Raw genomic sequence first — 12,604 nt, 5'->3', positions numbered from 1 at the left:
TCAACGAGCTTTTTATTTGTCAAGCGCAGAAGCGGCTTCTTGATCTAAAATAACGGTTAAATTAGGATGTAATTTTAAAATGGAAGACGGAATATTTGGGTCAACAGGTCCTTCTAAGGCTTTTTTTAGAATGTCGGCTTTATGTTTTCCATTGGCAATCAGAACTAAATGCTTCACTTTCATAATACTAGCTGCTCCCATTGTATAAAAAGCATCTGGCATTTTGTCACCAGCATCTGCTTTAAGGCCGTCATACCAAGGATATTCTGGTAAAATATCAACTTTATGAGTCATAGCATCGAAGCGAGTTGAATCTGGCATGTTGGCACAAAAATGACCATCCCCACCAATTCCGATGAGCATCACATCAAGTCCACCAGCATTGGCAATTTCAGCATCGAACTTTTGGTAGTTATCGGGTGATAATAAATGAATGTTGCTTTCAGCGATTTCTGCAGGTCCAAAATATTCAGCTCGTAACAAGCCTTCAGTCATACCGACAGCTTCACCTTTAAATGGAACTTCATCAAAACTATAGTAGTGAACATTTGCTAAATGTGTTTTATTTTTTACTAGTGGGGTGATGATTTCATAAAAACGTTTTGGGCTATTTCCAGCAGTCACTGAAACATTAACCCGTTTGTCTTGGTGCATATGACCTAATAAAATTTGAGCAGTGGTTTGACTTAATTGTTCATAGTTTTCTTCAATAATTATTTTCATAAAAAAACCTCCAATTTTCTGATTTGTATTAAAACGTTTACAATTTTAGTATAGCAGATGTAATGCATTACATAGCAAGAATTATTTTTAGTTTTCTGATTCATTTAAAAGAAGAGCAAGTTTGTTTAAGGTTTCTTGGCTCCAAGAGGTTTTTAAGGAAGTTAAGGCAGGTTTAAAAAGTAGACCTGTTTTACCGCTTAATTTGACTTCAATAGCTAAGGTCAAATTTGTTGTCGTTGTTGTTGGTGCATCGGCTTTTAAAAAACCATATCCTGTTACTTTTCCAGTTGTTGAATGAAAAGTAAAATCAACAGAATGAGTTTGTTTATTTAGTTGGATATTAAATTCAAGTTGAACTTCGCGATCAATAGGTCCTAGCTTAAGATAAAGAAAGACGTGATAAGTTGTTAGACTTAGTTGGTTAAGACGGATGAAATCTGGTAATAAGGGTAACCAGTTTTCTGGAATTGAAATAAAATCCCAGACTGTCATGAGAGGGGTGTTTAATTGAAGTTTGTATTGTTCGATGGCCATTGAAATTCCTTCTTTCTTTAGTCGTGCTATCTTAATAAGTATAACAAAGGTGAAAGTGAGAAGAAAGTTTTTAAGCAAATAAAAAAGGCTGAGACTATTAATCTCAGCCTAATTATTGACTATCTTTTATTGCGGTTTCCAACAATAAGAGAGTAGATGAAAATCAGAATGATTGCACCAATCAGAGCTGGTAAAATAGCAAAACCACCTATTACAGGACCCCAAGTACCGAATAAACTAGATCCAATCCAAGAGCCTAGGAAACCAACGATAATATTGCCAATCATTCCACCAGGAACGTCTTTTCCAAGAATCATCCCACCGATTGCGCCTAAAACGCCACCTACGATTAATGACCAAATAAAACCTAACATATTATCTTCCTCCATTTCTTTACACTATTTATTATAAACAACATTTAGTTGCAAATCAAAAGATATGACTTATAAATTGTTATATTAAAAAATGTAGAGTGAGTATTTTTTTAAATTTTTATTCAAATAAAAGAACCTAGGAGAATTAAAAATCCTAGGTTCTTCCTTATTTTTTAGTAGCGTTTTCCGCTATTATCATCAGTTGTTAGCGCTAAAAGCTTGTCGCGTAAATCTGTTTCCATAACAGCAAGTTCTTTTTCTGCATCTTTACGTTTGATTCGACCTTCTTGTTGTATTTTTAAAGTTTCTTGTAATGTTTCAACTAAATCATTTTGAGTTTGTTGAAGTGTTTCGATATCAATTACACCTCGTTCATTTTCTTTAGCTGTTTCAATTGCTGAAATTTTCAACATAGCTGAATTTTTCTTCAACAAGTCATTCGTGGTTTCAGAAACTTGGCGTTGAGCAGTAACAGCATCTTTTTGACGTAAAAGTGTTAAAGCAATCGCAATCTGATTTTTCCAAAGAGGAATGGCTGTATTGATTGATGATTGAATCTTTTCAGCTAACGCTTGATTGGTATTTTGAATTAAACGAATTTGCGGAGCTTGTTGAATCGTCATTTGTCTAGCTAGACGTAAATCATGAGTCCGTTTTTCTAAACGATCTAAAAATTGATTTAAATCATTGACAATTTGAACATCCATTTGATCGTTAGAAGCTTCAGCTTTTTTTACAGCTTCCGGAATTAAAGTCGTTTGTAATTCTTCCATTTTTAATTCGCCAGCAGCAATATAAATATTTAATGCATCGAAATAATCTTTATTTTTTTGATAAAGTTGCTCAAGCATCATATTATCATTTAATAGTCCGCTTTTTTCTTTATCCAGTTTTATGGCGATTTTATCAATTTGCGCACCAATTTTTTGGTACTTAGACGTCATTTCATAAACAGAACGTTTTACTTTACCAAATATTTTCTTAAAGACATTGTTGTCTTCTGCACGTAGTTCATCAGGATTTGCTTCGTTTAAGCGATACATTAAATCATTTAAAGAATCCCCGATTTCACCGGTATCTTGATTTTGAACATGGTTTAGCATACTATGCGAAAATTCACCTAATTTTTGTTGCGCAGCAGCCCCGTAACTCATAATTGCTTGGGCATTTCCAACATCAATTTGTTCTGCTAAAGCCTGAGCTTGGACTTGACGCTCTTTGGGTAAACGATCAACTAATCTTGGTGCTACAGCTTCTTTACTGCTTTCTTGTAAAGGAGCTTGCGGTGTAGAACTCAACGGTGCTGTAGCGTCAGAAAAAGGATTCGCTAATAAATCTTCTAACTCGCTATTAACTTCCTTCACGCTGGATTCTGGTATATTTTTATCAAATTCAGTCATACGATTCTCTCCTTAGTGGTTCTTTTGTGTAGTAGAAACTCATTGTTCTTCTTGTTCTTCATTATCTCGTTCAATGGCCTGTTTGGCAAGCTCAATCTCTAAATCCATTTCTGCTAAGTCATCTGCTTTAAAAGCTGCGTAATCAACAGCAATCAGCTGACACATTTCATCAATAGTACTGGCACTTTTTTCTAATGTTTCGAAAGTTGTTTTATTTTTAATCTCATGGTTGTTGATTTCATTGTATTTTCCAGTTAAATCAACTAGAGAAGGCAAATGTACGTATAAAAATTTATCCACTTCATGTAAACGGCGCGGTTCATTAGTAATATCTTTAAATAGAGCCTGAGTTAAGTGAATCGTATTATTACGTGCTTCAATTGCTTTTAGTTTTGAGACTTGTTTAAGATTTTGTTCTAAAACTAGAATTTGATTTTTAGCAGTATTCATTGTTTCACGGAAAAACTGAGTTTCCTCTTTCGACATGCCTGCTTCTTTATAAAAGGTTTCTTTGTCTTCTGTTAAGCGATGAAGAGACTCATCAATTGTAGCTTTTTTGTCAGTAGATTTACTTTGTTTTTTAAGGCCTGTAACACTAAATAAAAGACCGCCTAGAATAAAAGTGGCTAAAACAGCCGGTCCAAAACTAACCTTGAAAAACAAGATAAAGACAAGGAACGCCAAAACACAAAAGACGCTAGTCAACGTATAACGGAGAATACCAAAGATATTCTTGAATAAATGGTTCATTTTAATCACTCCAATTGTTAAATTTTATACAGTAGTCAATTTTTTATGGGTCATTTGCTGTACCCTTATTCTAGCATAAAATAGCCCGAAACTCATATGAGACTAAAGAAGGATTTATTTCTACAACTATTGGGAGAAAGATGATGAACTTCTAATGCAAATTTGCTTGAAATATGGGATAATGAATAGAAAAAGTTGGATTGTTTAGTAAAACTACTAACTTAAGAAGAGGCGGGATAAAATGGATTTTGAAGAAAAAACAATCAAACGTGAACATATTTATCAAGGAGCGATTATTGATCTTTTTTTAGATGACGTTTTGTTACCCAATGGAAAAGAAGCAAAACGTGAGATTATTAAACATCCTGGCGCAGTCGCAATTGCAGCTTTTACCAACGATGATAAAATGATTTTTGTTAAACAATACCGCAAAGCACTAGAAAAAGTCATTATGGAGATTCCTGCCGGTAAAATTGATGGGACAGATACAGAACCTATGGATGCTGCAAAGCGTGAATTGGAAGAAGAAACAGGCTATCGAGCACAAAGTTTTTCTCATGAAACGTCTTTCTACACAGCGCCAGGGTTTGCTGACGAAATCATCCATCTTTATCGTGCAGAAGGATTAACCCAAGTCGAGAATCCATTGCCACAAGATGAGGATGAATTTTTAGAATTAGTGGAATTAAGTTTTGAAGAAGCTTGGGCAGCCTATGAAAATCAAGAAATGTGTGATGCTAAAACAACTTGTGCATTACTGTTGTGGAAATTACGACGTGTTGCTGAAAGTGGGGCCAATAACTAGTGTCAAAACCAGAAATGACGCGTACGGAACTTAAACGTGCGAAAGAACAAGAAGAAAAAGAACGTAAAAAACGAGATAAAGAACGTTTAAGAGTAGAAAAAGAGTATCAAAAACAGTTAGAAAAAGAAGGACATATCACGAAAAGTCGTATGATTGAAAATGAGAAAAGCCGTGAAACAGGTCGCTTTTTAACCAAAGCAATTGTGATTGTGACACTTTTATTAGCTGTTGTCTTAGCGATTGTCTTTTTAATTTAATCCTATTGGATTAGTTCATATGAAATAAACTAGCTGAATGGAGTCGAACGAACATGAAAATTGGAATTATTGGAGCAATGGAGGAAGAAATTCTATTGCTGAAAAGTAAAATGAGCAACAAAAAAGAATGGACTGAAGCAAAGGCCGATTTTATTGAGGGACAGATTGGCGAGGTAGAGGTTGTTTTAGTTCGTTGTGGGATTGGTAAAGTCAATGCGGCATTAACAACAACTTTACTATTAGCGAAACATGATATTGATTTAATTGTAAATACTGGATCAGCCGGTGGTATTGGAGCGGGATTGCATGTTGGAGATGTCGTGATTGCCTCAGAAATGGCTTATCATGACGTTGATGCTACTGTTTTTGGATATAGCATTGGACAAGTGCCACAAATGCCAGCTCGTTACATTGCTAATCGAGGTACAATTGAAAAAACAATAACAGCAGCTAAAAAAACGGGTTTAACACCAGTCAAAGGATTAATTGTAACTAGTGATTCATTTATTGCTAGTCAGGCTCAAACCGATGTAATTCTAAGTAATTTTCCAGATGCACTAGCTTCTGAAATGGAAGGAGCGGCAATTGCTCAAGTTTGTTATCAATTTGATGTACCTTTTGTGATTATTCGTGCGATGTCAGATGTTGCGGATGAAGAAGCGGGAGTAAGTTTTGATGAATTCATCATTGAAGCAGGGAAAAAATCAGCTGAAATGGTTTTAGAGCTAGTTGCGAGTTTAGCTTAATCTGAATAAATTATTTTAGATAGGGGGAGTTTTAAATGAAGGCATTACTTTCGATTGATTACACGAATGATTTTGTGGCAACGGATGGGGCACTAACAACAGGAGTTGCTGGTCAGAACATTGAATCTGATTTAGTTTCTTTAACAGAAAAATTTATTGAGGCTGGAGATCTTGTTGTTTTTGCAATTGATGCACATGATAGCAAAGATAATTATCATCCTGAAAATAAATTATTCCCACCACACAATTTAATTGGTACAACAGGCCGATTGTTATATGGAGAATTGGCTTCTTTATATGAAAGAAAACAACGAGAAAAGAATGTCTATTGGATTGACAAGCGTCATTATTCAGCTTTTAGCGGGACTGATTTAGATATTCGTCTTCGTGAACGTGGAATCACGGAACTTTATTTAAGTGGTGTCTGTACAGATATTTGTGTCCTCCACACGGCAGTTGATGCCTATAATTTAGGTTACAGTATTGTGATTTCGGAAAAGACAGTGGCTAGTTTTGATGAAGTTGGACATAAATGGGCACTAAACCATTTTAAAAATACATTAGGTGCAACAATCATATAATAGAAAAATAGATTTCTAGTGTAAACGAGTTATGAAGATTAAAAACTACCAGATAGATAATTAGTTGAAAAACTATCTATTGGTAGTTTTTTTATTTTTTATCAAATTTTAATTAATCTAGTTTCTACTTTCATATTTATTAATTTCATATGAAGTACATCCTGTTTTTTTATTTATTAAAAAACAACAAAATTTCTTGAAACATATTATTCTCTAGTTGTATTTACCGAATAATAACATCAGTATAAAAATGAAATAATTGATAGAATTATATGGTTATTTCGACCTGAAATGCAAGACTTTTTTTTTAGACGTTTTTGAATAAAAAAAGAACGATGTTTTTATTCTATTTGAAAACACACTTAAATAAAGGTTTTAAAAGTTTTTTGAAGTTATATATAAAGTTTAAATAAATTTTTTTAACATTATTTAGTTAATATAGTGTATAATTATAATTGATAGTTACTGATGTTGTGTAATTGACGTTATTAACTAATTATTTATAAAAGAAAGAAGGAATAGTAAAATGGTACAAATTAAATTAACTCCAGATGAGTTAGAAGCATCAGCAACAAAATACACAGCAGGGGCATCAGATGTACGCGAAGTTTTAGGTCGATTGACTGCAGAACAAGATAACATCAGCCAAAATTGGGATGGTACAGCTTTCGAGAAATTTGAGCAACAGTTTATTGAATTAAGTGGTAAAGTGAACGAATTTGCTGACTTATTAGATCAAATCAATACTCAGTTAAATCAAGTTGCTACAACTATCAGAGATACAGATGCTGAGATTGCAAGCAAATTAGGTTTCCAAGGGTAATACTCCCTTATAAAAGGCGAAGGAGTTTCAACTCTTTCGCCTGTTTTTTTCATCAAGGTGTGAAAAAAACTGTTCTGCTTAGTAGATGAAAGATTAAAGATAGATGTAACCGATAAGGATGCTGCTATGGAGCTGGGCACCTTGTTGTGGAAGCGAAATAGAAAAGCATTTAAATAGGAGATCAGAATATGAGGAAAAAATTAATAATTGGAACACTTTTTTTGTGTTAGTTATTGCCCTAGGTTTTTCACTAACGTATATGGGATTGTTTACAAATTCTAAAGCAGATAAAGAGTATGAAGAGCAAGTTGCTAAAATGCGGATTGCTTTAGTCAATGAGGATGTCGGAACTGAATTTGAAGGAATGACTTATTCATTAGGCGAAAATTATGTGAAAAAAATAGAAAAAGACGCGAATCAAAATTGGTATGTTGTCAGCCGTAGTATAGCTGAAAGTGGTTTAGCCAATGATACTTATAATTTGATGATTGTCGTTCCGAGCAATTTTTCTAGTAATACCTTTAGCTTAAATGAGACCGCACCGGAAAAAGCAGAGATTAGCTATAAGATTAATGCGAACGGTAACAAAGATGTTGAAAATGAAGCGGTCAAAATAGCTAAAAATACAATTGCGGAGCTAAATAAATCTTTAGTAGACGTTTACGTGTCATCAATTTTAGAAAATTTATACACAGCACAAAAAAATGTTGGAACAGTGATTGGCAACCAAATTGAAAAAATTGATATTTATGGAAATACAGTCTATACGCCATTAGAAGGCTATACGAGTCAGTTTTCAACGATTCAAAGTGCTGGAGATCAATCGATTAAAGGCATTGATCAGCACAAATCTGTTTTAACTAATTATTTAGAGTCAGTAGTCGCTTATGGCACAAATCAAAGTGACTTCGATAAAAATTTACAAGCCTTGATTACAGACCAAGAAAAAAATCAAATTGATTATTTACATTTTACTGAGTCGGTAGCAAAACACAACACTGAGCTTGGTAGTGAAGAAACACAAGCTTTATATGACCAATTGGTCTTGCAAAATTCACTTATAGGTGCCGAATTTGTTAAAAGTGAAGATACTTTAGTGAGCCAAATTAATGGTGCTGAAAGCTATATCTCTGATGTGAAATCCAATATCTTAGCACAAAAAGCTGAGGTGGAACGTCAATTTGCAGAAGATAAATTAGTCTTAACAAGAAAAATTGAAAGACAACTAAAAGACCAATTTGGCATTGGTAATGACAAGATAAGTATTCAGCAATTATTAGACCTTGATTCAAATGGTCAAAAATTAAGAGATGATTTACGTACAATAAAAAAACAAGAACGAGATCGTATCAATTTAGTATCCAATAAAATTTCTTCGTTAATCTATTTAAATGAAGCATCGATTGTGAATAGTTCTTTATTGGATGAAAATACTAGAGGCCCTATGGAAGAGAATCTGAAAAAGATTAAAGGCTATATAGGGTATAGATTAAATTCTAATTTTACACGAGTGATTGGTTCAGATGAGGAACGATTAGAAAATGATCCGGAAATTTATCCTTATGCTGAAGGGAATACAGTTAAGCAAGGGAATTACCAAGACCTTTCCAATCAGAAAGTAGAAATTAATGCAATTGAAAAGAATGCTAGGTATGAACAAATAATTTTTGAAACAAGTGGGACTATTTCAGATTATAGTATTCTATCTAGTTTAACTGGAAGTTTAACCATTCCTGTTGAAATTAAGGTAACAAGTGCAACCATTCAAACATCTAGTGGAGATGTTCCAATTCCAGAAGATAAGTTAGAAAGTCTATTTAATCCAGAACAACCTTTAAAAATTGAAGAGGTTCTTGATTTAAACAGGATAGGAAATATTTTTGCACTTCAAATTGGGTATCAGCTGAAAGATAAAGATCCGATTGCTGGACTTGATCTACCATTTGATTTAGTAAAATTAGCCAATCAAGAAATTTCGTTAACGTTAACGCCATACATTGAAGTTTGGGGTGGTCCAATTATTATTGATCCACCAAATTCACAACAACCAAATACCTCAATTCCAGGCACACCCATCATAAATACAATTAAAATTGGTTTTCCAGATAAGAGCTTAACAGAGGATTTTGATAAAACGACCTATATTAACTTGCTAAATCAATATAATACCAGCACTTATCAAAACGGCCTTTTAACCGGTGAATATGCTCAGGAATACGTGGCTATTTTAACCGAATTAAACGATTTATTTGGACCCTTAAATGACGAAAACAAGTTAGATAACCTAGATAAACCTCGTCAAGCTTCACGTTTATATAATGAGTTAATCAATGATACAAATAGCTTTAATATTTTTGATATTTTAGTTCGCTTAATGATTGTTGAGCCGATTGAAATTTATGAAAGCTATTTAACAGACTTCACAGAATATGAAGCTTCTGCTGATGATATGGAATTAAAAGTGGCTACATTAGATGAAAAAATTGTGACGACAACTGAAACAGCTGGCAAGCTCAATGAAGAAGTTGAAAATCAATTGAAAAATCTAAGCGCTTGGCAAAAAACAATGAATGAATTGGAACGCGAAGAGGGAACGACAGATAGTCTAACCAAAGGCGAACACTCAACTACGAAGCAAATTCAATCTGAACTACAAAGTTTAATGACAATCAGTGAGGGATTGAAGAAAAATTCAGAGTCTAATATTGAAGATTTGAAATCAGTTAATGCTGTTTTTGATGCGTTTAATGAGGACGCTTTGGCAATTCAAAATAGTGGCTTGAAAGTGACTAAAAATACCAAAGACCTGATGAATGCTTTCCAAACGCAAGTTGATGATACGGACAATTTCTCTAAGACATTTAACCAAGTCTTAAAGAACGGTCAACAAAATGGCGTGATTAATAATCAGTTTGTCGACTTTTTAGCCGCTCCAGTCAAGGAGAAGGACAATGGGCGTATTTCAAGTGGTGATGCATATTATCCGTACTTGATTATTGTAGCGTTGTTTATCACCGCCGTTTTTACTGCCTATGTTCTAGATTTAAAAGTCTGGCAAGCAAAACAAGTCAATAATTTTGAGACAGAGGACAATCTCTTTATTCGAAATTTACCAATTGTATTATTTGGTTTAATAGCCGCAATAATTGAAGGTATTGTGATTGCACTGATTAGTTTCAATATGCAGCAAATGAGTCCTGATGTGCAATTAAATTGGATTTTAGTTGTAGTTCTTGTACAAATTGTCTTTGTGCTATTGGCGAGTTATTTATTGCGTCAATTTAAGATGCTGGGCATGTTTGCGAACTTATTCTTGTTCGCAGCTTATCTACTGTTAACCGAAGCAGTCGGGAAAGCCTTAGATACTGAAGCTGCGCTTTATCAAATTCGGAACTACTCTCCACTAAACTCAGCAGAATCATTGCTAGGCAATATTGCCAACCAAGTACCGAATACTTTTTCAAATTTATTTGGCTTTATTATTTTGATACCAATTGTACTGATTTTAAACTTAGTTGTTTGGTTTCCCAAAAAAGCCGAAGTGACAGAGGAAACACCACCAGATGAAAATTAGTTTAGGAAAAGAGGAAAAATGATGCTAAAAAAATCAATCAGATTTTTTATTCTAGGAAGTTTTTTCCTAGTACCAAGCTGTTTCGTTTTTGCTGAAACAAAACTTGAACCAAATGGCTTAGAAATTAAAGCCGATCGTTTGGAACAAGAAAATACGAGTAATAATACAGAATCAACTGCAACAGATGCATTCTTTAATGAAGCGACAATGGAGCGTTACAACGAGATTAAAACACGTAAAGAAGAGAAAATAAAGCAAGAAAAAGAGGAATTCTTTCTAACGCCCTCTAAAAAAGTTGAGCTGTATTCAGCAACTGATTTTTTTACTGAGCCAGAAGAAGAAAGTTTGATGCAGCATGAATCAACTGCAGTCGCAAAAAATGAAACAAGTACAACAAATGAAACGAAATCGGCATTACTGCTTTCAGGTAGTGGTTTAGGCATCTTATTAACAGGTGCGGCTGTTTCGGTTTCAAATTACCGTAAAGGGGTCTAGTGAGAAATGGATCAAAAATACCATATTAATATTACTGTTAGTTACCAAGATTTACCTGGGAAAGACCTCGATTTAAGAGTGTCTACTCATCAAACAGTCAAAAGCTTTATTATGGATTTGGATCAGACACTCCATATTCAACGAGCACAAGCCGATATTTATCAGCTGAAAGTGGTCAATAAAGGACTATTATTAGCTGACAATCAAAAACTTTACCGTTATCCAGTTACGACTGGCGATCATATTATTATCTATTAAAAGAGACGAGGGAATCCAGTGAGTGAGATTAGCATAATTAAATTTGATGATAAAACCTATACAATTACGAAAGAAAAGACCGATTGGACACTGCATTTAAAAAAATCAGACGCACAGTTGCGCAATGAAGAAGAAATTACTTTACTATTAGAAGCGAAAAAAGAGTTTTTACCTTTAAGTGTGCAAGTTGAAGAAGATGCTTTTATTTTCCATTTTGAACCATTAGCCTTAGGGTTAGATTACAGTGAAGTGATGCTGAAGAGCCAAGCTGAAAAAATTCGCGCAGCTTTAAATTTAGCTGTTTTTGAGAAATATGTTGGGAGCTATTATACCTTCTTCTTAGATCCAGAAAACCTACAGTTTGATGTGAATTTAGTGCCTTATATTGCCTATCGTGGCTTGAAAAGTGGTTTGCCACCAGCTGAATTAACGGCAGAAAATTTTCTACGTCAGTATAAATCAATTGTGATTGCTTTGTTTTCTAAAAAGCAAACCTTTAGTAGTTTATATGGTGGAAATTTAGAACGCGCAAAGGAATCTAATTTTATTAAAACAATTGCGAATGCAAAGTCTGTCAAAGAAATTACGGACTATCTAGAAAAAGAATATCAAGGAACGATTGCAGCAGACGAGAAAAATTTACGCGTGGTTTCAAAGCGTAAATTTATGACATACAAACAACTAACTATTTGGTTTAGTGTGGCGATTATTATTTTGCTGATTCCATTAGTTTATTTAGTTGGGTTTAATAATCCTCATCAAGCAAAACTTTTAAAGGCAGATACGGCTTTCTTGAAAAATGATTATGAACAAGTGATTCAAACGCTACAACCGATTGCGACAGATAAAATTGATGCGACTCAAAAATATGAATTAGCTTATGCTTATGTGCAAGGAAAAGATTTATCAGACAAGCAAAAAGCCATCATTATGAAGAGTATCAGTTTGAAATCAGCGCCAACATATTTAGATTATTGGATTGAAAATGGTCGTGGAAATCTAGATAAAGCGTTAGAGCACGGGAAAAGATTAGAAGATAATACCTTGATTTTATATGGCTTACAACAAAAAATTGAGCAAATTAAAAACAATCCAGATTTAAGTGGAGCAGAACGTGAGAAACAACTAGGGGATGCGGAAGCGGACTATCAAAAATATCAAGAAGCGGTTCAAAAAGCCGATGAAGAGTTACAAAAAGAAGATGCTGAAAAAGCCAATGAATTTTTAGACTCATCTGCAACCGATGAAGTGGCAGCAGAACCTACAAAAACAGGTGATAAGTAA

At 34.0% G+C, this 12,604-nt stretch carries 14 protein-coding genes; 9 read left to right on the top strand and 5 right to left on the bottom strand.

From position 1 onward, the window contains the following. Positions 1 to 12: 12 nt before the first annotated feature. The 5 genes from BR77_RS05045 to BR77_RS05025 form a co-directional block, all read right to left on the bottom strand. Positions 13 to 723: a glucosamine-6-phosphate deaminase gene (locus tag BR77_RS05045; protein WP_015076008.1), complete on the bottom strand. Its 711-nt coding sequence runs from the start codon at positions 721 to 723 to the stop codon at positions 13 to 15. An 87-nt stretch (positions 724 to 810) separates the two neighbouring features. Continuing rightward, on the bottom strand, positions 811 to 1,257 hold the full coding sequence (locus BR77_RS05040) for a hypothetical protein (protein WP_010050347.1): 447 nt from the start codon (positions 1,255 to 1,257) through the stop codon (positions 811 to 813). Between the two features lie 119 nt (positions 1,258 to 1,376). Further along, the gene (locus BR77_RS05035; protein WP_010050349.1) at positions 1,377 to 1,631 is read right to left on the bottom strand and encodes a GlsB/YeaQ/YmgE family stress response membrane protein; all 255 of its coding nucleotides are present in this window, start codon (positions 1,629 to 1,631) and stop codon (positions 1,377 to 1,379) included. A 173-nt stretch (positions 1,632 to 1,804) separates the two neighbouring features. Beyond that, positions 1,805 to 3,031 carry a toxic anion resistance protein gene (locus tag BR77_RS05030; protein WP_010050351.1) on the bottom strand — a complete coding sequence of 409 codons (1,227 nt, stop codon included), beginning with the start codon at positions 3,029 to 3,031 and terminating at the stop codon, positions 1,805 to 1,807. Between the two features lie 39 nt (positions 3,032 to 3,070). Then, on the bottom strand, positions 3,071 to 3,781 hold the full coding sequence (locus BR77_RS05025; protein ID WP_051120422.1) for a 5-bromo-4-chloroindolyl phosphate hydrolysis family protein: 711 nt from the start codon (positions 3,779 to 3,781) through the stop codon (positions 3,071 to 3,073). Positions 3,782 to 4,022: 241 nt separating this feature from the next. Between BR77_RS05025 and BR77_RS05020 the strand changes: the two genes are divergently transcribed. The 9 genes from BR77_RS05020 to essB all read left to right on the top strand — a co-directional run bounded on the left by BR77_RS05020 (position 4,023) and on the right by essB (position 12,604). Further along, positions 4,023 to 4,586, top strand: a complete 564-nt coding sequence (locus tag BR77_RS05020; RefSeq protein WP_010050355.1) for an NUDIX hydrolase — start codon at positions 4,023 to 4,025, stop codon at positions 4,584 to 4,586. A gap of 14 nt (positions 4,587 to 4,600) precedes the next feature. Next, complete coding sequence (gene macP / locus BR77_RS05015) at positions 4,601 to 4,843, top strand: cell wall synthase accessory phosphoprotein MacP (protein ID WP_202883511.1); 243 nt, start codon at positions 4,601 to 4,603, stop codon at positions 4,841 to 4,843. A gap of 53 nt (positions 4,844 to 4,896) precedes the next feature. Then, entirely contained in the window at positions 4,897 to 5,589 is a 693-nt protein-coding gene (locus BR77_RS05010) for a 5'-methylthioadenosine/adenosylhomocysteine nucleosidase (protein ID WP_015076012.1), read from the top strand. Between the two features lie 35 nt (positions 5,590 to 5,624). Continuing rightward, complete coding sequence (locus tag BR77_RS05005) at positions 5,625 to 6,170, top strand: cysteine hydrolase family protein (protein ID WP_010050360.1); 546 nt, start codon at positions 5,625 to 5,627, stop codon at positions 6,168 to 6,170. A gap of 526 nt (positions 6,171 to 6,696) precedes the next feature. Next, a complete protein-coding gene (locus BR77_RS05000; protein ID WP_015076013.1) occupies positions 6,697 to 6,993 on the top strand; it encodes a WXG100 family type VII secretion target in 297 nt (98 codons plus the stop codon). A 223-nt stretch (positions 6,994 to 7,216) separates the two neighbouring features. After that, the gene (gene esaA, locus BR77_RS04995) at positions 7,217 to 10,567 is read left to right on the top strand and encodes a type VII secretion protein EsaA (RefSeq protein WP_236700901.1); all 3,351 of its coding nucleotides are present in this window, start codon (positions 7,217 to 7,219) and stop codon (positions 10,565 to 10,567) included. An 18-nt stretch (positions 10,568 to 10,585) separates the two neighbouring features. Further along, on the top strand, positions 10,586 to 11,062 hold the full coding sequence (locus BR77_RS04990) for a hypothetical protein (protein ID WP_035064129.1): 477 nt from the start codon (positions 10,586 to 10,588) through the stop codon (positions 11,060 to 11,062). A gap of 6 nt (positions 11,063 to 11,068) precedes the next feature. Further along, positions 11,069 to 11,320, top strand: a complete 252-nt coding sequence (locus BR77_RS04985) for an EsaB/YukD family protein (RefSeq protein ID WP_015076016.1) — start codon at positions 11,069 to 11,071, stop codon at positions 11,318 to 11,320. Between the two features lie 18 nt (positions 11,321 to 11,338). Continuing rightward, entirely contained in the window at positions 11,339 to 12,604 is a 1,266-nt protein-coding gene (gene essB, locus BR77_RS04980) for a type VII secretion protein EssB (RefSeq protein ID WP_010050368.1), read from the top strand.

Origin of the sequence: Carnobacterium maltaromaticum DSM 20342, assembly GCF_000744945.1 — a bacterium.
GTDB classification, from domain to species: domain Bacteria; phylum Bacillota; class Bacilli; order Lactobacillales; family Carnobacteriaceae; genus Carnobacterium; species Carnobacterium maltaromaticum.
This window is presented reverse-complemented; position numbering and strand designations above follow the sequence as displayed.